The sequence below is a fragment of the Streptomyces curacoi genome (assembly GCF_001513975.1).
In the GTDB taxonomy this organism is placed as follows: Bacteria; Actinomycetota; Actinomycetes; order Streptomycetales; family Streptomycetaceae; genus Streptomyces; species Streptomyces curacoi.
The window spans coordinates 96,693-117,863 of the sequence record NZ_KQ947998.1; the positions used below are offsets into that span (position 1 = coordinate 96,693).

Genomic DNA, 21,171 nt, shown 5'->3' on the forward strand with positions numbered 1-21,171 from the left:
ATCTCGTGCGGGCGGGGGTTCTCACGCTGCTGGACCTCCAGTCACTTGACGGCTCCACTGGTGATTCCGGACACGATCTTTCGCTGGCCGACGAGGAACACGGCGACCATGGGCAGGCTCATCACCACGACGTACGCGAAGACGAGGTGCCAGTTGTTGAGGTAGAGCTGGGCGCCGGCGACCTGGTAGAGGTTCAGCGGGAGAGTGGCCCGCTCGCCGCCGCCGAGGACGAAGAACGCGTAGAAGATGTCGCTCCAGGCGTAGAGCATCACCATGATCGTCGCGGTGGCGATGACAGGCCGGAGCAGCGGCAGGATGATCCGGACGAAGATCCGTGACGGCTTCGCCCCGTCCATCCGTGCCGCCTCCTCCAGCTCCATGGGGATGGCACGGATGAAGCCGGTCATGAAGAAGATCGACGTCGACAGGTACATGCCGGTGTAGACGGCGATCATGCCGGGCCGGGTGTTCGCCAGCCCCAGCTGCCGCAGCTCCATCACGATGGTGATGACGGCGGGCGGCAGCAGCAGTCCGCTGATGCACAGCGCGTACGCGGCCGAGACCAGCTTCGACTTGCGGCGGGCGAAGACCCAGGCCGCGCCCGCCCCGAGGATCAGGACCAGCACCACCGAAGGCACCACGACGAGCAGCGAGTTGACGAACCCGCGCAGCATCTCGCCCTGGCTGACGGCGTCCTGGTAGTTGCTGCCGGGCTGCCAGTGCCGGGGCAGGTCGAGGTTGGGTCTGATGGCCTCCGCCTGCGGCTTGGCGGAGGTGACCGCGACCAGCCACAGCGGTACGCCGACGGCCAGGGCGGCGAGGAGCAGGACGAGGGCCGGACGGCCGTAGCGCCACACGGGAGTCACAGCATCTGCTCCCTTCGCCGCAGGCCGACGACCAGCGGGATCGCTACGGCGACCACGACCAGGAAGAGGACGAGGCTCATCGCGGAGGCCTGGGCGTACAGGCCCTGTCCGAAGATCCGGAACATGTAGATGTTGAAGACCTCGGTGGAGGCCGCGGGGCCGCCGCCCGTGGTGGCCTGCACGATGTCGAATGTGTTCATCGAGCCGATCAGCGCGGTGGTGACGTTGAAGGTGACCGCGGGCGCGAGCATCGGCCGGCGCACCGACCAGAAGGTCCGCCAGGGCCCCGCGCCGTCGCACTTCGCGGCCTCCAGCATCTCGCCGGGGATGCCCTTGAGCCCGGCGAGGTAGATCAGCATCGACAGGCCCATCCACTTCCAGCCGTGGATGAGGGTGACCACGACGAGCGTCCAGGTCGGCGAGCCCAGCCACGGAACGTCCGTGCCCAGCACGGCGTTGACGGCCCCGTCCTGGTCGAGCAGCGCCTGGAAGACATAGCCGGTGGCGAGCGCGGAGATGAGCACCGGCAGGAAGAAGACCGCCCGGAAGAACCGGTTGAAGCGGCTGTCGTCCTCAAGGAGCAGCGCCAGCACCAGCCCGAAGCCGTTCTGGAACAGCGCGGCCAGCAGCGCGTACAGCAGGGTCGTGCGGATCGCGCGCAGCAGGGAGCCGTCGTCGGCGATGGTCTTGAAGTTGTCCAGGCCGGTGAAGGCGATGTCCGCGTGGTAGGAGGACCAGTTGGTGAACGGGTAGTAGAAGTTGAGCAGGTTGGGCACCAGGAAGAAGCCCGCGAAGACGACGATCGCGGGGAGCGCGAACCACCAGGGGTGGTGCACGGCGGCGCGCGGCAGCCGCCCCACCTCCTTGGGCGCGCCTGGTGCGGACGGCTGCTTGCGCGTACGTACGACCGTGTCCGCCATGGTCAGAACCCGGGCGCGCCCTGGGCCTTGGCCACCTGCGCGAACTGGTCCTGGATCGCCTGGGCGACCTGCTGCGGGCTCTTCTTGCCGAAGATCATGTCGGCGAGGTAGAGGTGGGTGTCCGGAGCGACGATCGCCTTGGCCTGGAAGACGCCGATGGCGGTGGGCAGGGCCGTGACCTGGGCCTTGGACGTCTGCGGTAGCCCGTCGGGCGTGGGCACGGACGGCTGCACGGACGGGATCTTCATCGTCTTGATGTAGTCGGCGTAATCCGGGCCGAGCCAGAAGGCGAGGAACTGGCGGGCGGCGTTCTGCCGCTTGTCGTCACCGGTTCTGAAGGCGACCACGCCGTTGGTCTGGTCGGGCGAGTACATGCCGGTGGCCGAGGAGTTGGCGATGGGGAACCAGCCGATCTTCTTGTCGATCTCGGCGCTGGAGTACTTGGCCTGCAGCTGGCTCTGGAAGGAGGTGACGTTGAGGACCATGCCGGCCTCGCCCTTCCACAGGGCGTCGGCCTGACCGGTGAAGGTGCCGGTGCGGTAGTTCTTCTGGGCGAGCCCGGCGTCGAGCAGCTTCTCCTTGTACTTCTTGATCGCCCCGACGACGACGGGGTCGGTCCACTTCTCCTGGTTCTTGTTGAGCCCGTCCCACCACTGCTTGTCGAGGTCGGTGAGCTGGACCTGCATCTGCCACTGAAGGGGCCACTTGTCGCCGCCGGCCTCGTAGAAGCCGGCCGCGTCCGTGCTGTCGACGACCTTGTGGCCGAGGGCCAGCAGCTCGTCGTACGACTTCGGGAAGTCCTTCTCGCTCAGCCCGGCCCGCTTGAAGACGTCCTTGTTGTAGTAGACGCCGAGCATGGCGGGGCTGGTGACGATCGCCGCGTACCGCTTGCCGTCGATCATGCCGAGCGACTTCTCGGTGTCGCCGAGCCTGGCCTCCCACGGTTCCCCGTCGAGGGTGAGGAGGTTCTGCTTCGGCTGGATGAACGGCAGCGTGGAGATGGACGGCTGCCAGAACATCAGGTCGGGACGGTCGCCGGAGGCCAGCTTGGTCGGCACGTTCTGCTCGTACAGGTCCGGGATGGCCTGGGTCTCCACCTTGGCGCCGGTGGCCTTCTCGAAGGCGTCGATGACCTGCTTGGGCGCGTTCACCGTGTTCTGCGCGGTCCACATGGTCAGCTTCACCCCGTCGAGGCGGGCGGTCGGATCGACCGCCGTCCGCTCGGTGCCGGAGTCGGAGTCCGCGGCGGTGGGGTCGCTGCACGCCGTGGCGGCGAGGCCGACGGCGCATATCAGCGCCAGGGCGGGGAGAGCTCTTCTGTTCATCACGTGCCTTTCGGAGCAGGTGGTTCAGAAAGCGGGACTCACAGCTGCGCTGTCTTCACAGGGGTGTTCATGCGGACGACCGACCCGAGTTCCTTCAGGAGGCAGCCCTGACAACTGCCGCCACTCGTACGACCGTTCAGCGGCCGGCAGGCGCCCGGCCCGAGCTCTCCCGCACCACCAGCTCCGGCACGGACACGGGATGCGGGGCGACCGGCGCGGGCTCCTCCAGCACCCCGTGCAACAGGGCGAACGCGGCCCGCCCGAGGCCGGTGCAGCCCAAAGGGCACCGGAAGAGGTCTTCTCGTCATCACGTTCCCTTTCCGGAACAGGTCCTTCAAGAAGCGGGGCCTCACAACTGCGGCCACTCGCAGAACCGTTCAGCGGCCGGCAGGCGCCCGTCCCGAGCTCTCCCGCACCACCAGCTCCGGCACGGACACGGGATGCGGGGCGACCGGCGCGGACTCCTCCAGCACCCCGTGCAACAGGGCGAACGCGGCCCGCCCGAGGCCGGTGAAGTCCAGGCGCACCGTGGTCAGGGACGGAGTCAGATAGGCGGAGGGCGGGGCGTCGTCGAATCCGGCCACGCTGACCTCGTCCGGCACCGCGCGGCCGGTCTCGTGCAGGGCGCGCAGCACGCCGAGGGCGAGGTCGTCGTTGCCGCACAGGATGGCGGTGACGGCGGGGTCCCGCGCGAGCTTCAGGCCCGCCGCGTGGCCGCCGGCCGGGCCCCAGCTGCCCTGCACGGGCCGGGGCTGCGGGGCGCCGGCCTCCTTCAGGGCCTGCCGCCAGCCGCTGGTGCGGGCGCTGGTGCGCCGAGTGCTGGACGGTATGGCGACGTAGTGCACGGTCTCGTGGCCGAGGGAGAGCAGATGGCGGGTCGCCTCGTAGGCGGCCTCGCGGTCGTCGGTCCACACCCAGGGTCGGTCACCGGAGGGCGGGCTCGCCGGGGTCTCGACCACGCCGACGACCGGCACCCCGGCGGGGACGGCGGCCAGGGCCCCGACACCGGCCGGATCGTAGGCGATCACGATCAGCCCGCCGCCCGCGTCCGCCGCGCGCCGCACCTCGGCGGCGACGGCGGCCTCCTCGGCCGACTCCAGGACGCTGATCCCGACCGCGTAGGACGCGGCACGGGCGGCCTCCTCGACGCCCTGGAGGATGGAGGCGTAGCCGTAGTGCGTGGTGTTGGCGGTGAGCACGGTCACGGCCCGGCTGCGCCCGCTGGCCAGCGCGAGCGCGGCGGTGTTGCGCCGGAAGCCCAGCTCGTCGATGGCGGCGAGCACGCGTTCCCGGGTGGCCGGCCGGACGCTCGGATGGCCGTTGATCACCCGGGAGACGGTCTGGTAGGAGACCCCGGCGGCGGCCGCGACGTCCCTGATGCTCGCCGGGCTCCTTGTGTGACCGGTCACATTCATGCGAGGATTGTGACCGGTCACACAGGGCTCGTCAAGAGAACGTGACGAGGGATCACGAGGGGGAAGCACCTTGACCGGTCTGGCGGACGCGGATCTCAACGGCACCCACAGGACGTTCACTTGGGGGCATACGGCCCTGGAGAGCGAGTTCGCCGTCGCCGCCGACGGGACGCCACGGCTGGTCCGGCTGGGCGGCACCCCTCCCGCCGACCCGGAAGCCGCCCTCCCTCTCGTCGAGTTGACCGCCCTCGGCCACGGCAGCGGCTGGTCCGGCCCGCGCTTCACCGGCACGGCCTTCGGCGCGCGGCTGGCGTATCGGGGCCACCGCACCGCGAGACACGGCGACTGGGAGCGGCTGACCGTCGAACTCCACGACCCGGCGACCGGGCTGACGGCGTTCGCCGAGCTGTCCTCGCCGGACGGGATCGCCGTGCTGCGCTCCCGGGTGCGGTTGCGCAACGACGGCACCGAACCCCTCGTCGTCCAGTCGGTCAGCAGTCTCCTGCTCGGCGGCCTCCCCTCACCGGACGCCCTCGACGTGCACCGGGCCCGCAACGACTGGCTCGCGGAGTGCCGTTGGCAGTCCGAGCCGCTGCGCCGGGCCGTCGCCGACATCAACGTCGACGCCCATCAGCACGACAGCCGGGCCGCCCTCGTCGTCACCGGACGCGGCAGCTGGTCCACCGACGGCCATCTGGCGATGGGGGCGCTCACCCAGCGGGACGGCGGCCGGACCTGGCTGTGGCAGATCGAGTCCCCGGCCGGCTGGCGCTGGGACCTGGGCGAACGCGCCCACGGCAGCTACCTCGCGCTGAACGGCCCCACGGACGCCGAGCACCAGTGGCGGGTCCGGCTCGCGCCGGGCGAGGAGTGCGCCACGGTGCCGGCGGCGCTGGCGCTGGGCTCCGGGTTCGACGCCGCGATGGGCGCCCTGACCTCGTACCGGCGCGCCCTGCGCCGCCCGCACCCCGACCACACCGCACTCCCCGTCGTCTTCAACGACTACATGAACACCCTCATGGGCGACCCGACGACCGAGAAGCTGCTGCCCCTGATCGACGCCGCCGCCGAGGCCGGCGCGGAGTACTTCTGCATCGACTCCGGCTGGTACGACGACGACACCGAGGGCTGGTGGGACAGCGTCGGGGAGTGGCTGCCCTCACCGCGCCGCTTCCCCGACGGCGGCATTCGGGCGGTCCTGGACCGGATCCGGGAGCGCCGGATGGTGCCGGGGCTGTGGCTGGAGCCGGAGGTCGTCGGCGTCCGCAGCCCGGTCGCCGCCGCGCTCCCCCCGGACGCCTTCTTCCAGCGGGACGGCGTGCGCCTGGCAGAGCAGGGCCGCCACCAGCTCGATCTGCGGCACCCGGCCGCCCGCGCGCACCTCGACAAGACCGTGGACCGGATCGTCGGCGACTGGGGCGTGGGCTATCTCAAGCTGGACTACAACATCGTGGTCGACCCGGGCACCCGCGCCCCCGGCGACCTCGCACCGGGCGCCGGGCTGCTCGGCCACGCGCGGGCGTATCTGGACTGGCTGGCGGACGTCCTGGACCGCCACCCCCACCTGGTGATCGAGAACTGCGCCTCCGGCGGTATGCGGATGGACGGCGCCACGCTGGCCGTCAGCCAGCTCCAGTCCACCAGCGACCAGCAGGACCCGCTGCGCTACCCGCCGATCGCCGCCGCCGCGCCGACCGCCGTCCCGCCCGAGCAGGGCGCGGTCTGGGCCTACCCCCAGCCGGAGTTCGACGACGATCTGATCGCCTTCACCCTGGGCGGGGCGCTGCTCGGCCGGATCCATCTGTCCGGCCATCTGAACCGGATGTCGGCGCACCAGCTGGGGTTGGTCAGGGACGCGGTGGAGACGTACAAGTCGATCCGCGGGGAGCTGGCGCGGGCCGTGCCGTTCTGGCCGCTCGGGCTGCCGGGGTGGACGGACGAGTGGCTGGCACTGGGCATGCGGGTGCCGGCCGGCCCGTCGTACCTCTCGGTGTGGCGGCGCGGTGGGGCGGGCGAACTCCGCCTGTCCGTCGGGCACTTGGCGGGCCGGGAGGCGCGTGCGGAGATCCTGCACCCGTCCGCCGCGACGGCGGGCTCGGCGCTCTGGGACGGGGACGGGCTGCGGGTGTCGCTGCCGCGGACGCCCGGTGTCCTGCTGGTCCGTCTCACGCCGGGCGGCTGAGGCATACGGCCCGAGCCGGCGCCGCGGGGAAGGGCGGTGCCGGCTCGGGTGTCGGGTCAGCTGCTGACCTCGGTCTGTCGGGTCAGCTGCTGCTGACCGTCAGGTTGTTGGTGCGGAAGTCCAGACCACCGGACGACGAGGTGATCTCGTAGCCGAACTGCACGTCGCCGATGGTCTCGTTGCCCATCCAGCCCTTGGTGTCCTTGATCCACTTCAGGATCGGCAGGATGTTGACGGTGCCGGAGCTGGAGTCGGAGGTCCGCAGGAAGGAGAAGACCTCGTTGGCGCCGTTGTTGCCCTTGTAGACGTTCCAGGAGTGGCCGCCGAGGGTGACGCTGCCCTGCGAGGTGCCGAGCGGACCGACGGCTCCGTTGTAGTTGACCCAGAGCATGATCTCGTAGTCGTAGTCCGTGTCCCAGATGTCGTACGACGTGTTGTACGCGCCGGACGACGGGACGGTGACGTTGTAGCTGCTGGTGAGCGAGCCGAGCGAGGTGATCGTCTTGTTGACCACCTTCTTGGCGTTCGGGTACGACTTGATGCCGCCGGTGTTGGGGTGGTTGGCCCACACGCCCCAGTTGGTGCCGGAGTTGGCCCAGATGCACTGGCTGCCGGCGCCGGAGCCCCAGATGTTGTTGTAGAGCGTGTAGCCGTTCAGGCTGGTGTTGCCCCACTGGTCGCAGGAGTTCCAGACGGCGGCGGAGGCGGGGGCGGAGGCGAGCCCGACGGTGGCGCCGAAGGCCATCGCCGGGGCCAGCACGGCCATGGTGATCTTGCGCAGTGTGCTCTTTGCCATGGTGTCCCTTTCCATGGGTGGGGGGAATTGCGGGGGGTTACCACTCCCCCAGGCGGAGGACGTGGTCTTCTCCGGCGACGAGGTCGAGCGGTTCGGCGCCGGAGGAAGTCCGGAGTTCGACGCGGTGGGTGCGCGTGGGGCGGATCACCGCGGTCGCTCGGTTCGGGCTCCAGGTGAGGTCGACCTCGGCTCCGAACCGGGTACGCACGCCGCGCAGCCGCCCCTGGGGGAGGGCAGCGGGCAGCGCGGGGAGGAGCACCAGGCGGTCCGAGGTCGACTGCACGAGCGTTTCGATCAGTACGGCGGGCAGGGTGTGGGCCGCGTCGGCGTTGTAGACGTCGCGTTTGGGGTAGTGCGCGCTCATCAGGGAGGCGTGGAAGAAGTCGCCGTCCAGTACCTGGTCGAGGGCGTGGGCGACGCGCTCGCCGTCCCGGAGCCGGGCCGCGATCAGGGCGTGGTGGAGGTGGCCGTGCGCCGAGTCGTTCTCGGCGCCCCTCAGTTCCAGGGCACGGTGGGCGGCCGTCGCGAGGTCCGGGGTGTCGTACGGGGTGATCTCGTCGAGCGGCCAGACCCCGTAGAGGTGGCTGAGGTGACGGTGGTCGTAGGTGTCCTCCAGTCCGGGCCGGGCCCATTCGGCGAGGGCGCCGTCGGCGTTGATCCGGTGCGGCGGGAGGCGGTCGGCGAGGGCGCGCCAGCGGTCGGCGTGCTCCGGGTGGTAGCGGGCGGCGGTGCGGAGCGCGTGCCGGGCCGCCGAGAGGTCCATGGCCGCGTTGACCGTGCCCCAGCTCGCGTTCGCGGGGCGGTTCTCGGGCGAGTAGGACGGGACGACGACCAGGTTGCCCTCGTCGTCGGTGCGGGTGAGGAAGTCCTCGTAGAACCGGGCGACCTCGGCGAGGACGGCGGCCGTGCGCGGGTCCTGTTCGCCGCGGGTCTCGTCGTGGTCGACGAGGGGCTTGAGGAGCCAGTCGGCGCCGGCGGTCCACAGATGGAGCGGGTACTCGCGGCTGAAGTGGTAGAGGTGCCCGGACTCGCCGTCGGTGTGGGCGGGGGCCACCACGCCACGGGTGCCGAAGATCGCGCGGGCGTTGTCGCGCCAGTGGTCGACCTGGCCGTGGATGAGGGCGGCGTGGGCCTCGGTGACCTCCGGGAGCGCCGCCGCGGCGGCCGACGCGGTCTGGAGGTTGAGGTTGGCGTCGGTGGTGAACGCGCCCGACCACGCGGTGTTCCAGTCGCCGGTCCACAGGCCGGTGAGCCGGGGCGGGAGCATGCCGGAGGCGGACAGCAGGTGGTAGCGGCCGGCCGCGAAGAGGCGTTCCAGGAGGGCGGGGCTCTTCGGGCGGCTCAGCAACTCCGAGCCGGGGAGGGCACGTTCGGCGGGGTCGGCGGCCAGGTCGAGGGTCACGCGCTCGTAGGCGGTGCGATGGAGAGGCGTGTGCCGGTCCAGGAGGTGGGAGTAGGTGCCGGACTCGGTGAGCAGGTCACGCAGGGCGTCGGCATGGGCCGCCGTGTCCAGTTCGCCGGTGTGCCGCACGACCCGGGTCAGGAGGAGGACGGAGTCGGCCCCGGTGACGCGTGCGCCCGGCGGGATGAGCGCGGTACGGCCGCCCGTCGGCACGACCAGGGTGATTCCGGTGTAGCCGCGGTCGCTGTCGGGGTAGCGGACGCGGAGGGTGAGGAGGGCGCCTTCACAGGCACGGACGATGCTCTGGCCGACGACGAGTGCGGCGGGGGCGCCGGGGAGCCGGTGGTCGAGGGTGACGACGAGGTCGTCCGCCTCGACCTGCTGGACGATGACGTCGTCCGCGCGGGAGACGAAGACCCGGCTGCGCCAGCCCGCGCACTCCGCGTGGGTGACGCCGGTGGTGAAGTCGACGGCGCGGCGGTAGCCGGAGGTGTCGGCGGCCGGGCGGCGCAGTCCCATCCGGAAGGCGGGGTGAAAGGGCTGCACCCACTGCACGTCCCGCCCGTCGGTGAAACGCTCGGCCGCCGTGACGTCCCCGGCCAGCAACCGGTCCTGGAGGGAGGCCAGTTCGGCGGCGAGGGCGGGGGGACGGGCGTGTTCGCCGCCGTTGGGGCGGACCAGGGTGTGGTGGTTGACGATGACGCGGTCGTCGTTCGGATCGCCGAACACCATGACGCCGTGCCGGCCGTTCCCGCTCAGGAAGGCGTCCTCCCAGCGGGCCGCCGGGGCCGGCTCCCAGGTGCCGTGCACGGGCCCGGTCATGGCACCCGCTCCAGTACGGCGACCCCGTACCGGCCGAGTTCCACCCCGTCGGTGACGTCGGCGCCGGTCAGCAGGTCGCGGTGGCGGCCGGGCACCGGCACGGTGACACCGTCGCGCCCGTGGTTGAGCAGGAACAGCAGCCCGCCCCGGCGTACGGCCTCCACCCCGGCCGGGAGCCCGGCGAGGGCCGGTCGTACGCCCGCCTCGGCGGCGATGTCGGCGAGCAGCGTGCGCAGGGCGTGCGGCTCGGGGAGGGTGGAGACGTACCAGGCGCGGCCCTTGCGCAGCACCGCCGGCAGGCCGTCCAACTCGCCGCCCTTGTAGGGCGTCACGGCGTCCACGTCGTCCGCCGCCTCGATCTCCTCGGACCACAGGGTGCCGTGGAAGCCCTCGACATCGGCCTTCTCGCCCGCGTCGAGTGGCCACCACTCGTGCAGCACACGGATGCCGAAGAGGTCGCGCAGGCGGGCGTCCATGCCGCCCGCGCGGACCCGGTCGTCCTCGTCGGCGACGCCGGTCTGGAAGCCCGCGACGAGGGTGCCGCCGCCCTCGGCATAGGTGACCAGGCGGTCGACGGCGGTGTCCGTCATCAGGTACAGCTGCGGGACGACGACCAGCTTGTACGCGGACAGGTCGTGCTCGGGGTGGGCGAAGTCGACGGTGGTGTGCGCCTCCCACAGGGCGCGGTGCCAGGCGCGGACGATCTGTGGGTAGTCCGCCTCAAAGGAGAGCCGCCCGTCCTGCCGGCTCGCCCACCAGGCGTTCCAGTCGAGGAGCACGGCGACCTCGGCGGCCTCCACCTGAGTGTCCGTCACCTTCTCGCTGAGGACAGCGAGTTCGGCACCGATCCGCTTGACCTCCTGGAAGGTACGGCCGTGCTCCCCCGCGTGGCTGACCATCCCGGAGTGGAACTTCTCGCAGCCCTGCCGGGACTGCCGCCACTGGAAGTAGCAGACGGCGTCGGCGCCGCGGGCCACGGCCTGCAGGGACCAGAGGCGGTTGAGGCCGGCCGGCTTGGGGTGGTTGACCCCGCGCCAGTTGACCGGCCCGGCGGCCTGCTCCATGACCATCCAGGGACCGCCACGCGCCTGCGAGCGGGTCATGTCGTGCACCAGCGCCCCGAACTGGCCGCCGAACGGGTCGCGCGGGTCCGGGTAGACGTCGATCGAGACGACGTCCTCCCGCTCGGCCCAGGCCCAGGCGTCCAGGCCCTGCCACAGGGCCATGAAGTTGGTGGTCACCGGGATGTCCGGGCTGTGCCGGGCGACGATGTCACGCTCGGTGAGGTAGCACTCCAGCAGCGCGTCGGACGTGAACCGCTTGAAGTCCAGCACCTGGGTGGGGTTCTTCATGTAGTGCGCCCGGCGCGGCGGCAGGACCTCGTACCAGTCGCCGTAGCCCTGACTCCAGAAGGCGGTTCCCCAGGCCTCGTTGAGGGCGTCGAGGGTGCCGTACTTCTCCTGGAGCCAGCGGCGGAAGGCGGCCTCGGCCTCGTCACCCCAGTCGTAGGTGCAGTACTCGTTGTTGATGTGCCACATCCTGAGGGCCGGGTGGCCGCCGTAGCGCGCGGCGAGGTCCTCGGTGATGGCGGCGGCGTAGCGCCGGTAGGCCGCGCTGGAGTGGGAGAAGTGCTGGCGGGAGCCCCACCACTCGGTCCGGCCGTCCTCGTCGCGCGGGAGCGTCTCTGGGTGCAGCCGGCCCAGCCACGGGGGCGGGGACGAGGTGGGCGTGGCGAGGACGACGCCGATGCCGTGGTCGTGCATCAGGTCCATCAGCCGGTCCAGCCAGCCGAAGTTCCGCTCCCCCGGCCGCGGTTCGAGCCTCGCCCAGGAGAAGACGCCGAGGGTGACCGAGTTGACCCCGGCCTCCTTCATCAGCCGGACGTCCTCGTGCCAGGTCTCCTCGGGCCACTGCTCGGGGTTGTAGTCGCCGCCGAAGAGGATGCGGCCACGGGTGGCGTCGGACATGCCGGGCATCAGGCGGGCTCCCCGTACTGCACGCCACGCCCGTTGGTGGCGATGTACACGCGCCCGTGGATCCGCGGGTCGCCGGTGATCGTCTCGCCGATCCAGCCCCACTGGTGCTGGTCGTCGTTGATCCGCACCCAGGTCTTCGCCCCGTCGTCGGAGCGGTACACGGCCGTGATCGTCTCGGTGGAGCCGACCATGTAGATCGCCGGGTAGTCGGCGCCGTCGGCGGCCTTGCCGAAGCCGAGGGTGTACGAGGCCCAGCAGCTGTCGACCTTCGAGAAGCTCACCCCGCCGTCGGTGGACCGGTAGAGCCCGTTCCACTTCACGCTCAGCCACAGGTCGCCGGCGCGTCCGGGCGCCGCGACCAGCTCGAACTGGGTGTCACCGGAGGGCAGTCCGGTCGCCCGGGCGGCGAAGGAACGCCCGCTGTCGGTGCTGGCGTACAGCGTTCCCGTGTCGGTGTCGTACGCGTAGAAGCGCGTCGGGTCGGCCGGGTCGGCGACCGGTGTGGCGCCCTTCGGGTAGGAGGAGACCTCGGACCAGGTGGCGCCGTTGTCCGCCGAGCGGTGGGCGGGGTACTTCGTGCCGTCCCAGTGCACGAACACCCAGAGCAGCACGCTGCCGTCGGCGTTGGTGGCGATCGGCCCCGGCGCGTCCTTGGCGAGGGAGGGCTGGGCCTTGAAGGGCGCCCAGGTCTGCCCGCCGTCGTTCGAGTAGGCGCCGTTGCCGTTGTCGCCCCAGCCGGTGCGGACGACGTACGCCGGCTTGGCGGCGGCCTGGGCGAGTCCCGTCGCCGACCCGAAGACGGGGTTGGACGCCATGCCGCGCGAGGGGGATGCCGTGAGCGACTCGTGGTACATCACGCCGATGTCCCCGTTGCCGCTGATCAGGTGCGCCTCCCCCACCGGGGGCGAGATCAGCTGGCGCACGGACGCCTCCTCCAGGCCGCGGATCTGCGGGGCCCAGTTCTTCAGGTCCCGGGTGCCGTAGAGGGTGGCGCCGGTGCCGTAGACGATGTGCCGGGAGTCGTACGGGTCGAGGGCCAGGGCCTGGATCCACCAGCCGAACTTCGGCTTGTCCTGGCCCCACTTGAGGTAGGGGGTCTCGGAGACGTCGAAGACGGCCGTGTCCTTCAGGGAGGTCCAGGTCCGGCCGCCGTCGGTGCTGCGGAACACCGTGTCGACGGCCGCCCAGCGGTTGTTGGTGGAGACGACGAGCGTGCCGGGCCGGCGGGCGTCCACGGCGACACCGCCGTACCCGAAGGTGTCGGCGGACCCCTCGGCTGTGGTCCCGCCCGGCTTCACGGGCGTGACCTCGGTCCACTTCCCGTTGAGGGTGCACAGCTTGTGCACGCTGCCGTCGGACTGGCCGTTGGGGCCGGGCGCGTTGGCGTAGGTCACGTACAGGTGGCTGGTGCCCCGGTCGTACGCGGCGCGGATCGGGACCTTGGCGGCGGTGCCGGAGGGCCGGCCGGGGACGGCCTCCCAGGTTCTGCCGTCGACGGTGCGGAACAGGTTGGGCGTACTGCCGTCGCTGTCGCCCCAGCCTGCGTAGAGGGTGCGTCCGGCGGCGACGAGGAGGGTGACGCCCTGACCGGTGGCGCTCGGGGAACCCGGGAATCCGGAAGCCGCGGCCCAGGTGGCCCCGCGGTCCGTCGACTTCAGCAGTCCGTCGTGCCGGGTGCCCAGCCACAGGACGTTGCTGTCCCGCGGATCGACGAGCAGCCGCTCGCCCGTGCCCCGCCCGTCCTCGTTGGCACCGAGCTTGACGGAGAGGTCGGTGCGGGTCCAGGTCGCGCCGCGGTCGTCGGAGCGCAGGACGGCGCCGTTGGTGGCCCAGGACTGGGAGTAGGTGCCGAGGGCGAGGTAGAGGCGGTTCGGGTAGGCCGGGTCGACGGCCATGGCCTCGACACCGAGGAGGTTCCAGTCGTCCCAGCCGAGATGGTCGGTCAGCGGGACCCAGCCGGCGGTGCGGTCGTCCCAGCGGTAGGCGCCGCCGATGTCGGTGCGGGCGTAGGCGAGGCCGCGGACGGAGGGGTGGAAGAGAACGCCGGTGATGAAACCGGTACCGCCCATGACGGCGCTGCGCCAGCGGTACGCCTGGCCGGCGGCGGCAGCGGGCTCCGCGGCGGACGCCGGCCCCGCGAGGGACGGAAGGCCGGTGAGCGCGGCGGCGGCCGCGGTCCCGGCGAGAACGGCTCGTCTACTGGGCTGGGACGTGCGCATGACATACCTCGTTCTTGAAGCGGGGGTGCGGATACCTACCTAGGGGCGCGGGGCTGTATCGATGTGCGGCTCCGCCGCGTGGGCGCGACCAACCACAACGAAGCCGCAGACAGCAAACAACCGGTAGTCCTACGGCGAGACCTTCCTGCGAGGGCGTCAGCCCTTCACCGCGCCGGTCAACATGCCCTTCTTGAAATGCTTCTGGACGAAGGGAGAGAGCACCGCAACAGGCAGCAGCGCCATGACCATCACGGCCATCTGGACAGCCAACCCCGACAGTTGCCCTGTCTTGATGGCCTGCCCCAGCCCCACTGGGGCCTCTTGCTTCTGCACAAGCTGAATCATGACGTTCTGCAACGGCATCATGTCCTGGTCGTTCAAGTACAGCGACGCGTTGAACCAGGCGCTCCAGTACCCGACGGCGTAGAACAACGTGATGACGGCAAGCACCGCCCGCGAGAGCGGCATGACGATCTGCCACAGAACCCGGAAGTCACCGGCCCCGTCGATCCGCGCGCTGTCGATGAGCTCCTGCGAGATCCCCATGAAGAACCCGCGCAGCACAAGGATGTTGAACACACTCACCGCACTCGGCAGGATCAACGCGAGATACGTGTCCGTCAGCCCGAGCGTCTGCACCAGCAGATACGTAGGAATCAGACCGGCGCTGAAGAACATCGTCGCCAGCAGCGTCATCAGGATCCACCGATGCCCCATCGACCCGCTCCGGGACAGCCCGTACGCACACAGCACGGACACGGTCATCGAGAACAGCGTGCCGACCAGGGTGACGAGGATGCTGATGACCGTCGCGCGGGTGACCTGACCGCCGCTGAGCAGTTCCTGGTAGGCGATGAAGGTGATGTCCTTGGGCACCATCACCAGCCCGCCGGCCTCGTCGATGGTCTTGCGCGAGGAGAGGCTGGTGACGACGACGATCCACAGCGGGAAGAGGATCGCCAGGCAGGCCAGTGACAGGGCGAGACCCTTGCCCGCGAGGCCGGCCTTGGAAGGCTCTTCCTCCCACGTCGGCCGCGGTGGCGCCGCCCACCGACGGGGCTCACGCACAGGCTTGTCGATGACGGCGGTCACTTCTTGTACACCCCCTGCTCGCCCATGAGATGGGCCACCTTGTTCGCGGCGAGGACCAGGCCGAGGCTGACGACGCCCTTGACCAGACCGGCGGCTGCCGCGTAGCTGAAGTCCTGGTTGCGTACGCCGTTCCACCACACGAAGGTGTCGAGGACTTCCGCCGCACCCGGTCCGACGGCGTCACGTTGCAGCAGGATCTGCTCGAAGCCGACGGTGAGGGCGTCACCGACGCGGAGCACGAGCAGCAGAGCGATCACCGGGCGCAGAGCCGGCAGCGTGACATGCCACATCCGGCGCCAGCGGCCCGCGCCGTCCATCGCGGCGGCCTCATACAGGTCGGGGCTGACCGAGGCCAGAGCGGCGAGGAAGACGATGATCCCCCACCCGGCGTCCTTCCACACGGTCTGCGCGGTGACCAGGAAGGCGAAGGTGTCCGGGTTGGTCATGATGTCGAGGCCGTTGTAGCCGTTCTCCCGCAGCAGCTGCGAGAGCATTCCCGCGCCGCCGAACATCTGCTGGAAGACGGCGATGACCAGCACCCAGGAGAAGAAGTGCGGCAGGTACAGGACCGCCTGCGCGACCGCCCGCACCCGGGGCCTGACCACGCTGTTGATCAGCAGCGCGAGCAGGATGGGGATCGGGAAGTACAGCACGAGCTGGAGGAAGAACAGCACCAGCGTGTTCCGGACGGCGTCCCAGAAAGCCGAGTCCTCGAAGATCCGCTGGAAGTTCTCCAGACCCACCCAGGGGCTGTTCAGGATGGACACGACCCCGTTCTCGCTGATGTAGGGGTCGTAGTCCTGGAAGGCGACGACGTTGCCGAGGATCGGCACGTAGTTGAAGAGCAGGACCAGCACGAGGGCCGGCAGCGTCATCAGGAGCAGCAGCCGGTCGCGTCTGAACCTGACCTTGAGGCTCAGCTTCCCCGGTGGCCGCTTCCCCTCGGCCCCGGTGACGCCGCCCGACGCCACCGGAGTCTTCTCACGCGCAGTCTTGCTCTTCGCCTCGGCCCTGCTCCGAGGCACCGTGCTGTGGGACACGGCGTTCTCCTTGCCTCGAACCCCGGATCAGTTGGCCGCGCTGCCGTTCTCGTCGAGGATCTTCTGGTACCAGTCGCGCAGCTCGTCGCCGCCCTTGCTCTTCCAGTCGGAGACGAACCGCTGCATGTCACTGATCTTCTTGCGGCCGCGGACGATGTCGTCCTCCAGCTGCTCGACGTCGTTGGAGAGGTTGGTGTACCGGGCGGGCTCGGTGATCTGCATGCCCCAGAAGGAGGACCTCTTGGCGAAGGCGCCCATCCGCTGCTGCCACTCGACCTGGCCCTTGGCGACGTCGGGGAAGTCGGGGTGCGCGATGGTCGCGGCGGGGCCCGCGACCATGACGTAGGCGTTCATCACGTCGATGTTGCCCTGGTCGGTCTTGGTGGGGACGCCGTCCTTGACGGTGTAGTGGGTGCCTTCGACCCCGTAGTTGGTCATCATGTACTCCTTGGTGCCGTACGGCGCCGCGGTGACGTTGGCGACGGCCAGCGCGTCGCGGATGACCGACTCGGAGGCCTTCTTGTTGACGAAGGCGAAGATGCCGGCGGGCTGGTCGGCCCACAGGGTGGGGTTGCCGCCGTCGTGGCCCCAGACGTCCATGCCCCAGATCTTGAAGTCCGGGTTCTGGGTGGCCTGTTCGGCGGTGCGGCCCCACCACTGGGAGATGTTGTTCGGGTAGATCAGGAACTCGCCCGCCGCGAACTTGGGGCCCGGGTCGGGGGCGTTCTTGCCCATCTTGGAGTCGGGGTGGACGACCCCGGCGGCGAAGAGCTTGCGGGACCACTCCAGCGCCTCGAGGAACTCCTCGGTCTCGATGCGGTTGACGAGCTTGCCGTCGACGACATGCCAGCCGAGCGGCTTCTCGGCGCCCGAGAGCACACCGAATGCCTGGAAGGCGGTCCACTTCATGTCCAGGCAGGCCCACCGCTTGGCTTTGGCGTTGGTGATCTCCTTGGCCAGGGCCATGAACTCGTCGCAGGACTTCGGGACTTCGTAGCCCTCCTCCTCGAAGATGTCCTGCCGGTACAGGGGCACCATGGAGGGAGCGTACGGGGCCGGCATCGGCAGGCCGCGCAGCTTGCCGCCGAAGATGGAGCGCTGCCAGGCCTCCGTCGGGATCGCCGCGAGGTTCGGGTACTCCTTGACCGCGTCCCCGGAGAGGTAGGGCCCGAGGTCGGCGAACTTGCTGATGATGGCGCTGGGTATCTTGCCGCCCATGTTCCAGCCGGGGACGACCACCACGTCGGGGACGTCGCTGGAGGCGAGGACCGCGCCGAGCTTCTGGTCGTAGGTGTTGCCGTCCTGGTTCTGCCAGACGACGTCGACGCCGATCAGCTCGTTCATCGCCGTGTAGTAGGCGTTGTTCTGCTTCGGCGGCGAGCCCCAGAACGGCGACATGATGGTGACCTTGCCGCCCTTGCCGAGCTTCTTCGAGACCGAGGTCTTCAGGTCGGCCAGGTCCAGCTTGCTGGTGAAGCCGATCGCGGAGCCGTTCTTCGACGGGATGTCCGGCGTCACCACGTTGCTGGCCACATAGGCCGGCAGGATCTTCTTGGCGTCCTTGCCCGACGTGGTCCCGTCACGCGACCCGCTCTCCGAACCGCCGCAGGCGGCGAGCAGCGGCATACCACCGGCCACCGCTGCGGTGGCGACCGCCGTGGAGGCGAGGAAGCTTCTCCGGCTGGGTCCGGAGGAGGCGGCGTTCGGCGTCATTGCGTCAACCCTTCATGGCGCACCTGGACACCCGGCGGTGGGCCGTCGGCTGCGGTGTCTTAAGTGGAACTGGCTGAGCTGAAGCGGTGCTCCGAGCCATGCCGAGGACCGCGCACCCCTGAAGCGGGCGGACCTCTTAGTCGAAGCGCTTCGATGTTGCTGCGAGGTTAAGTGAAGGCATGGGGGCGCACAAGGGTCGTATCCAAGATTCCTCCGAGGTACCGAGCGACCGACCGCTCTCATATGTCGCTTGAAATAACGGTCAGGAGTCGGAGTTGTTGCGCCGGGGTCTCTTGACACCCGCCCCCGAGTCGAATGAGCATCGAAGCGCTTCGAAAGCGCCTCGCCGCTCCATCGCAAGGGGATCCCCACGTGACCGCACAAACGCCGCCTACGCCGCCTTTCCGCGATCAGCGACTGCCGTTCGCGAAGCGCATCGACGACCTTCTGTCGCGGCTCACCCTCGACGAGAAGATCGCGTTCCTGCACCAGTTCGCCCCCGCCGTGGAGCGCCTGGGCATCCCGGCCTTCCGGACCGGCCAGGAGGCACTGCACGGGGTGGCGTGGATGGGTCCGGCAACGGTGTTCCCGCAGGCGGTGGGCCTGGGCGCGACCTGGAACACCGATCTCGTACGACGGGTCGGCGAGGCAGTGTCCAAGGAGACCCGGGCGATGCGCGCCCGCGACGACCGGGTGGGCCTGAACGTGTGGTCCCCCACCGTCAACCTGCTGCGCCACCCCCTGTGGGGCCGCAACGAGGAGGGCTACTCGGAGGATCCGAAGCTCACCTCGGCGATCGCCACCGCCTACACCCGTGGTCTGCGCGGCGACCACCCGACGTACTGGCGCACCGCGCCGGTCCTGAAGCACTGGCTGGCCCACAACAACGAGACGGGCCGCGACGTCACGTCCTCCTCGGTCCGCCCGCGCGTCCTGCACGAGTACGACCTGCGCGCCTTCCGCGAGACGGTCGAGGCGGGCGCCGTGGCCGGTGTGATGCCGGCGTACAACCTGGTCAACGGCCGCCCCAACCACGTCTCCCCGTATCTGCGCGAGCACCTGCGCACCTGGACCGACGAGGACCTGCTGGTCTGCTCGGACGCGGGCGCGCCCTCCAACCTGGTCGACTCCGAGCACTACTTCGACACCCACGAGGAGGCGACGGCCGCCGCGCTGCTGGCCGGCGTCGACAGCTTCACCGACCACGGCACGGACAGCTCGAAGATCACCGCACGCGTGCGCGGCGCCCTGGAGCGGGGGCTGCTGACCGAGTCGGACATCGACACGGCGGTCCGCCGCCAGCTCTCGGTCCGCTTCCGGCTCGGCGAGTTCGACCCGGAGTACGACCCGCACGCGCTCACCAGGGACTTCGACACCCCGGTCCACCGCGCCCTCGCCCAGGAGGCCGCCGAGCAGGCGGTCGTCCTGCTGAAGAACAGCGGCGGTCTGCTGCCGCTCGCGCCGGACACCCGGCTCGCGGTGGTCGGCCTGCTCGCCGACGAGTGCAAGCTCGACTGGTACAGCGGCACGCTCATCCACCGCTCGACCCCGCTGGAGGGCCTCTACGAGCGGTTCGGCGCGGAGCGCGTGGAGTTCGCGGAGGGCGTGGACCGGGTCCTGCTGAAGACCTCGGCCGGAACCTTCCTGCACGTCCCCGAGGCGGACGCCGGAGACGAGGTGCGCGGCGCCGAGGGCGCCCTCGACCCGGCGCTGCTCGCGGGCCGCACGGACCTTCCCCCGCTCACCACCGACGCCACCGGCACCGAACTCGCGCTCATCGACTGGGGCGAGGGCGTGCTGACCCTGCGCACCCCCGACGGCCGCTACCTCTCGGTCGCCGGGGACGGCTATGTGCGCGCCTCCGCCGACCAGCCCGGAGGCTGGGTCGTCCAGGAGACGTTCCGCCTGGAACCCCATGAGAACGGACACCTCCTGCGGCACATCGGTACGGGTCGCCACGTCTCAGTCGCCGCCGACGGCGTCAGGGTTGCCGAAGCGAACCCGGAAATCTTCGAGCTGATCATCGCCGAGCCCGGTGAGGACGCGGTGGCCAGGGTCGCTGCCCGGGCCGACGTGGTCCTGGTGGTCGCGGGCAACGACCCGCACATCAACGGCCGCGAGACCGAGGACCGCACGACCCTGGCCCTCCCCGCCCACCAGGAGCGCCTCCTGCGCGCCGCCCGCGCGGCCAACCCGGACACGGTGCTGGCACTGGTGTCGGCGTACCCGTACGCAGTCGACCACGCGGCCCTTCCCGCGATGCTCTGGACGGCCCACGGCGGCCAGGCCGCCGGCACCGCCCTGGCCCGGATCCTGGCGGGCGACGTCTCGCCCGCCGGCCGCCTCCCGCAGACCTGGTACGCCGACGACGCCGACCTGCCCGACCTCCTCGACTACGACGTGATCGGCAGCCGCCAGACGTACCTCTACTTCGAAGGCACGCCCCTCTTCCCCTTCGGCCACGGCCTGTCCTACGCGACCTTCGCCTACGGCGACTTGCGCACCCGTACGGCCGACGGCTCGCTGCACGTCTCCTTCACGGTCACGAACACCGGCGATGTGACGGCCGACGAGGTCGCCCAGCTCTACACCCGCGCCGTGGAGCCCACGGTGCCCCGCCCGCGCCGCGAGCTGGTGGCGCACGGCAGGGTGCGTCTGGAGCCGGGCGAGCACAAGGAGCTGAGCTTCGAAGTCCCCTTGTCGGCCTTCGACTTCTGGGACGTGGCAAAGGGCGACCGACGCCGCGAGCCGGGCCCGTACGAGCTGCTGGCCGGCGCCTCCAGCGAGGACATCCGCCTGCGGACGACCGTGATCCTGGACGGCGAGGCCCCCGCACCGCGCCCCGTCCTGCGACGCGGCCTGGCCGCCGCCGACTTCGACGAGCAGAGCGGCGTCGAGATCGTCGACCGCACGAAGACGTCGGGCGACGCGGTGACGCCCGCCAAGGGTGGGTCGGGCGAGCTGGTCTACCGGGACTGCGACTTCGGGGACGGCGTCACGGCGGTCACGGCGACGGTGGCCGGCGAGGGCACGGTCGAGGTGTCGCTGGACGGGGGCCCGGTGCTCGCCGTACTGACGGCCCAGGCACCGGACGCGGGTCCGTACGACTACTCGACGGCGAGCGCCGAGATCATCGCCGAGGGCGTCCGGGACGTCCGCCTCAGGCTGCGCGGCCCATTGCGGCTCGCGCACGTCGGCTTCTCCGGTTGAGGGTCCGGAAGAGGCCGGCGCAGGAAGGGGCCCGGCACCGGAAGGCATCGGTGCCGGGCCCCTTCGGACGGCGATCTCGCGTCACCCACGACTGTACATGAAAATGGTTCCCATTAGCCACCCCTGGTGATCTGGTACGACAACGGCCGGAGCCCCCGCACAGCGGGCTCCGGCCGTCTGCTCATGAGGTCGC

At 70.5% G+C, this 21,171-nt stretch carries 13 protein-coding genes and 1 pseudogene; 2 read left to right on the top strand and 12 right to left on the bottom strand.

Annotation, left to right across the window (positions count from 1 at the left end; all coding sequences use genetic code 11):
* Positions 1-41: 41 nt before the first annotated feature.
* The 5 genes and pseudogenes from AQI70_RS35400 to AQI70_RS35415 all read right to left on the bottom strand — a co-directional run bounded on the left by AQI70_RS35400 (position 42) and on the right by AQI70_RS35415 (position 4,526).
* The gene (locus AQI70_RS35400; RefSeq protein WP_062156539.1) at positions 42-866 is read right to left on the bottom strand and encodes a carbohydrate ABC transporter permease; all 825 of its coding nucleotides are present in this window, start codon (positions 864-866) and stop codon (positions 42-44) included.
* Positions 863-1,786, bottom strand: a complete 924-nt coding sequence (locus AQI70_RS35405) for a carbohydrate ABC transporter permease (protein WP_062156540.1) — start codon at positions 1,784-1,786, stop codon at positions 863-865. The genes AQI70_RS35400 and AQI70_RS35405 overlap by 4 nt, the downstream gene beginning before the upstream one ends.
* Positions 1,787-1,788: 2 nt before the next feature.
* Positions 1,789-3,111: an ABC transporter substrate-binding protein gene (locus tag AQI70_RS35410; RefSeq protein WP_062156541.1), complete on the bottom strand. Its 1,323-nt coding sequence runs from the start codon at positions 3,109-3,111 to the stop codon at positions 1,789-1,791.
* Positions 3,112-3,247: 136 nt separating this feature from the next.
* A pseudogene (locus tag AQI70_RS40495) lies at positions 3,248-3,391 on the bottom strand (transcriptional regulator); the annotation flags it as partial.
* 97 nt (positions 3,392-3,488) lie between these two features.
* On the bottom strand, positions 3,489-4,526 hold the full coding sequence (locus AQI70_RS35415) for a LacI family DNA-binding transcriptional regulator (protein WP_062156542.1): 1,038 nt from the start codon (positions 4,524-4,526) through the stop codon (positions 3,489-3,491).
* Between the two features lie 70 nt (positions 4,527-4,596).
* On the opposite strand from AQI70_RS35415, the gene AQI70_RS35420 reads away from it, so the two are divergent.
* Positions 4,597-6,708 (top strand): glycoside hydrolase family 36 protein, encoded by a 2,112-nt coding sequence (locus AQI70_RS35420; RefSeq protein WP_062156543.1) that lies wholly within the window; start codon positions 4,597-4,599, stop codon positions 6,706-6,708.
* Between the two features lie 82 nt (positions 6,709-6,790).
* Here AQI70_RS35420 and AQI70_RS35425 read toward each other — a convergent pair whose 3' ends face one another.
* From AQI70_RS35425 to AQI70_RS35455, 7 genes are all read right to left on the bottom strand, one after another.
* On the bottom strand, positions 6,791-7,504 hold the full coding sequence (locus AQI70_RS35425; protein WP_062156544.1) for a glycoside hydrolase family 12 protein: 714 nt from the start codon (positions 7,502-7,504) through the stop codon (positions 6,791-6,793).
* A 37-nt stretch (positions 7,505-7,541) separates the two neighbouring features.
* Positions 7,542-9,728, bottom strand: coding sequence for a glycosyl hydrolase family 95 catalytic domain-containing protein (locus tag AQI70_RS35430; RefSeq protein ID WP_062156545.1), 2,187 nt, complete (start codon positions 9,726-9,728; stop codon positions 7,542-7,544).
* Entirely contained in the window at positions 9,725-11,704 is a 1,980-nt protein-coding gene (locus AQI70_RS35435) for a beta-galactosidase (protein WP_062156546.1), read from the bottom strand. The genes AQI70_RS35430 and AQI70_RS35435 overlap by 4 nt, the downstream gene beginning before the upstream one ends.
* Positions 11,704-13,923, bottom strand: coding sequence for a sialidase family protein (locus AQI70_RS35440; protein ID WP_062156547.1), 2,220 nt, complete (start codon positions 13,921-13,923; stop codon positions 11,704-11,706). The genes AQI70_RS35435 and AQI70_RS35440 overlap by 1 nt, the downstream gene beginning before the upstream one ends.
* A gap of 156 nt (positions 13,924-14,079) precedes the next feature.
* The gene (locus AQI70_RS35445) at positions 14,080-15,015 is read right to left on the bottom strand and encodes a carbohydrate ABC transporter permease (RefSeq protein ID WP_062156548.1); all 936 of its coding nucleotides are present in this window, start codon (positions 15,013-15,015) and stop codon (positions 14,080-14,082) included.
* A complete protein-coding gene (locus tag AQI70_RS35450; RefSeq protein WP_062156549.1) occupies positions 15,012-16,055 on the bottom strand; it encodes an ABC transporter permease in 1,044 nt (347 codons plus the stop codon). The genes AQI70_RS35445 and AQI70_RS35450 overlap by 4 nt, the downstream gene beginning before the upstream one ends.
* Before the next feature lie 27 nt (positions 16,056-16,082).
* Complete coding sequence (locus tag AQI70_RS35455; protein ID WP_062156550.1) at positions 16,083-17,768, bottom strand: extracellular solute-binding protein; 1,686 nt, start codon at positions 17,766-17,768, stop codon at positions 16,083-16,085.
* Between the two features lie 372 nt (positions 17,769-18,140).
* Here AQI70_RS35455 and AQI70_RS35460 point away from each other — a divergent pair, with 372 nt between their 5' ends.
* Positions 18,141-20,978, top strand: a complete 2,838-nt coding sequence (locus AQI70_RS35460; RefSeq protein WP_062156551.1) for a glycoside hydrolase family 3 C-terminal domain-containing protein — start codon at positions 18,141-18,143, stop codon at positions 20,976-20,978.
* Positions 20,979-21,171 lie beyond the last annotated feature (193 nt).

Excerpts from the sequence above, each read along its gene's own strand:
- AQI70_RS35435 (WP_062156546.1), bottom strand. The coding sequence starts at position 11,704 with ATGCCCGGCATGTCCGACGCCACCCGTGGCCGCATCCTCTTCGGCGGC.
- AQI70_RS35425 (WP_062156544.1), bottom strand. The coding sequence starts at position 7,504 with ATGGCAAAGAGCACACTGCGCAAGATCACCATGGCCGTGCTGGCCCCG.
- AQI70_RS35455 (WP_062156550.1), bottom strand. The coding sequence starts at position 17,768 with ATGACGCCGAACGCCGCCTCCTCCGGACCCAGCCGGAGAAGCTTCCTC.
- AQI70_RS35430 (WP_062156545.1), bottom strand. The coding sequence starts at position 9,728 with ATGACCGGGCCCGTGCACGGCACCTGGGAGCCGGCCCCGGCGGCCCGC.
- AQI70_RS35440 (WP_062156547.1), bottom strand. The coding sequence starts at position 13,923 with ATGCGCACGTCCCAGCCCAGTAGACGAGCCGTTCTCGCCGGGACCGCG.
- AQI70_RS35415 (WP_062156542.1), bottom strand. The coding sequence starts at position 4,526 with ATGAATGTGACCGGTCACACAAGGAGCCCGGCGAGCATCAGGGACGTC.
- AQI70_RS35410 (WP_062156541.1), bottom strand. The coding sequence starts at position 3,111 with ATGAACAGAAGAGCTCTCCCCGCCCTGGCGCTGATATGCGCCGTCGGC.
- AQI70_RS35405 (WP_062156540.1), bottom strand. The coding sequence starts at position 1,786 with ATGGCGGACACGGTCGTACGTACGCGCAAGCAGCCGTCCGCACCAGGC.